Origin of the sequence: Herbaspirillum sp. B65 (assembly GCF_000333555.1) — a bacterium.
Taxonomy (GTDB): Bacteria; Pseudomonadota; Gammaproteobacteria; order Burkholderiales; family Burkholderiaceae_D; genus Herbaspirillum; species Herbaspirillum rubrisubalbicans.
On record NZ_BADI01000677.1, the window covers coordinates 1 to 2,238 of the forward strand.

Here is a 2,238-nt window from a genome sequence, read left to right on the forward strand (position 1 = left end):
CGCTGACGCCGGCAATGCGGCCATTGAACAGCAGCAGGACGGCGGCGGCCAGTCCGATCAAGAGGCCGCCGATCAAGGACCAGCCGGGGGTGAAGGTGTGCCAGGCAATCTGCATCGTCATTCCTTGGGACAGTAGAGGTGATACATCAGCCCCAGCATCTCCAACAGCCGGGGATCGGCCACGCGATAGTAGACGCGCTTGCCCTCGCGGCGCGTGCTGACCACGCCTTCGGTGCGCAGCACGCCCAGTTGCTGGGACAGCGTGGGCTGGCGGATGTCGAGTGCCTGTTCCAGTTCGCTGACGCACATTTCCTGTTGCGATAGTTGGCACATCAGCAGCAAGCGGTCTTCGTTGGCCAGCAACTTGAGCGCCGCCACCGCTTGCCCGGCGGCGTGGCGCATCTGGTCGGCTTGCAGGGGAACGCGGGCATCCATGGGCTTGATTCAATATGCAATTAAATATTATATTGAAATATATAGTAATAGCGGTGCTTATCGATTGCAAGTCAAAACGAAAGCGCAGTCAAAGCCCAGTTAAAGCGCGCAGCTAAGGGGCGTTCAGGAAGCGGCGTGGATCAGATCGATCAGGTGGCGGCTGGCCTGCTTGGCAGCCGCCATGGCTTCTTCTGCGAAGGTGAAGGGGGCATCCTGGCCGCAGAATTGCAGTTCGCCATTGATGTAGAGATCCCAGGTCCAGCCGGTGCCGGTGTCGCTAGGGCATTTGAGTTCGATCCTGACCAGCTCGTCGCGGTACCTGAAAATTGCCTTGCGCATCTTTTCCGCCGATTTTTCTTATGTGAAGCAGCAAGCTCGACCAAGCTCACCCCTGAGCTGCCGAAGTGTACGTCATCAACACCTGGCATAGGTGCAATTAGATTGTAAATATGGCAATAAATCAAGTTGATTCTACTCATGGGTAACATTTGTTTCTCATGAGTAATGCACCATCCTGACGGCGTTTTCGATCTCAAGCCGTGTGTGCACCTTCACCCAGCAGACGCTCAAGCAGGTCGGCGTAGTGATGATGCGGCGTAGTGATGGCATAGAAGCTCTCCACCAGGTCGCTGGCCTGGCCCGCCGCCACCAGGGTGCCGTTGCGCAATTCATCCTGCACCACCACCTCGGGCAAGACCGTGAGCCAGCCGCTGTCGCGGGCGATCAGGCGCAGCATGGCCATGTCGTCGACTTCGGCGCGCATCCGCGGGCGCACGTCATTGGAGATGCACAAGGCGTCGAACTGCATCCGCAGTGCATGACGCGGGCCGGGCAGGGCCATGTCCAGTCCCTCGAGGTCTTGCGGAATGCGCAGGCTGCGTGCTTCCCAGCGGTGCGCCGGGCCCACCACCGAGACCGCCTGGCTGCCCAGGAAGCGGCAGTGCAGGGGCCGGTCGGGGTCGGAGGGCACGGTTTCGTTGGCCAGCACCACGTCCAGCTGGTGCTGCATCAGGCGTTCCAGCAAGCCTTCCAGCAGGCCCGATTCCAACGTGAGCGATACCGAGGGGTCCGAGAGCATGGGACGGATCCAGTTTTCCTGGTAGTTACGCGACAGCGTGGCCACGCTGCCCACCCGCAGCCGCGTCACGCCGGCTGAACGGCCTTCCAGCCGGCCCAGCATTTCCTGGCTCAGGCCAAAGATGTTGTCGGCATAGGTGAACACCAGTTGTCCGGTATCGGTCAAGGTCAGACGGCGGCCTTCGCGCAGGAAGAGATCTTCTTCCAGCTGCTTTTCCAATTGACGAATCTGGGCCGAGACCGCCGATTGTGAGGTATGCAGCTCTTCGGCGGCACGCGTGAGGTGGCCCAGCTTGGCCACGCGCCAGAAATAGCGCAGATGATGAAAGTTAAGCTGTTCTAGGCGCATCGTTCGTATTTATCAATGATTTTGTTCTAATAAATGTAATTTACAGAACGATTAATGGCAAGCATCATGGCGCCATTCCAATGCATGAGGCTTTCTGTCATGACGACGCTCCTACTCCTTTCCGCCATCGCCTGGGTGCCCCCGGTGCTGATGCTGGTCACCGCCGCCACATTGGGCCTGTTCCCCCTGATGCCGGCACGCGCTTGGAAACTGTTCCAGGCCATGTCGCTGGCGGCGCTGCTGCTGACCTTGGTCACACTGTTTGCCGACCGTCAGGCCAGTCCCTGGCCAGGTGTACTGCATCTGTCCGTGCTGGGGATGCTACTGTCCGTGCTGGTGCAGGGCCTGGGCACGGTGATTGGCAGCTTCTCGGCACG

General features: G+C 59.7%; 4 protein-coding genes and 1 pseudogene. 1 reads left to right on the top strand and 4 read right to left on the bottom strand.

Translation table 11 applies throughout. From position 1 onward, the window contains the following. From I5W_RS33450 to I5W_RS16095, 4 genes are all read right to left on the bottom strand, one after another. Positions 1–115: YeeE/YedE family protein (locus I5W_RS33450; protein ID WP_044529988.1), on the bottom strand; the 115-nt coding region annotated here is incomplete at its 3' end. Between the two features lie 2 nt (positions 116–117). Next, positions 118–435 (bottom strand): ArsR/SmtB family transcription factor, encoded by a 318-nt coding sequence (locus I5W_RS16085; protein WP_017453525.1) that lies wholly within the window; start codon positions 433–435, stop codon positions 118–120. A 123-nt stretch (positions 436–558) separates the two neighbouring features. Beyond that, entirely contained in the window at positions 559–774 is a 216-nt protein-coding gene (locus I5W_RS16090; protein ID WP_017453524.1) for a hypothetical protein, read from the bottom strand. Between the two features lie 193 nt (positions 775–967). Further along, positions 968–1,861: a LysR family transcriptional regulator gene (locus tag I5W_RS16095; RefSeq protein WP_017453523.1), complete on the bottom strand. Its 894-nt coding sequence runs from the start codon at positions 1,859–1,861 to the stop codon at positions 968–970. A 99-nt stretch (positions 1,862–1,960) separates the two neighbouring features. On the opposite strand from I5W_RS16095, the pseudogene I5W_RS16100 reads away from it, so the two are divergent. Continuing rightward, positions 1,961–2,238, top strand: a pseudogene (locus I5W_RS16100) (NADH-quinone oxidoreductase subunit L); the annotation flags it as partial.

Excerpts from the sequence above, each read along its gene's own strand:
- I5W_RS16085 (WP_017453525.1), bottom strand. The coding sequence starts at position 435 with ATGGATGCCCGCGTTCCCCTGCAAGCCGACCAGATGCGCCACGCCGCC.
- I5W_RS16090 (WP_017453524.1), bottom strand. The coding sequence starts at position 774 with ATGCGCAAGGCAATTTTCAGGTACCGCGACGAGCTGGTCAGGATCGAA.
- I5W_RS16095 (WP_017453523.1), bottom strand. The coding sequence starts at position 1,861 with ATGCGCCTAGAACAGCTTAACTTTCATCATCTGCGCTATTTCTGGCGC.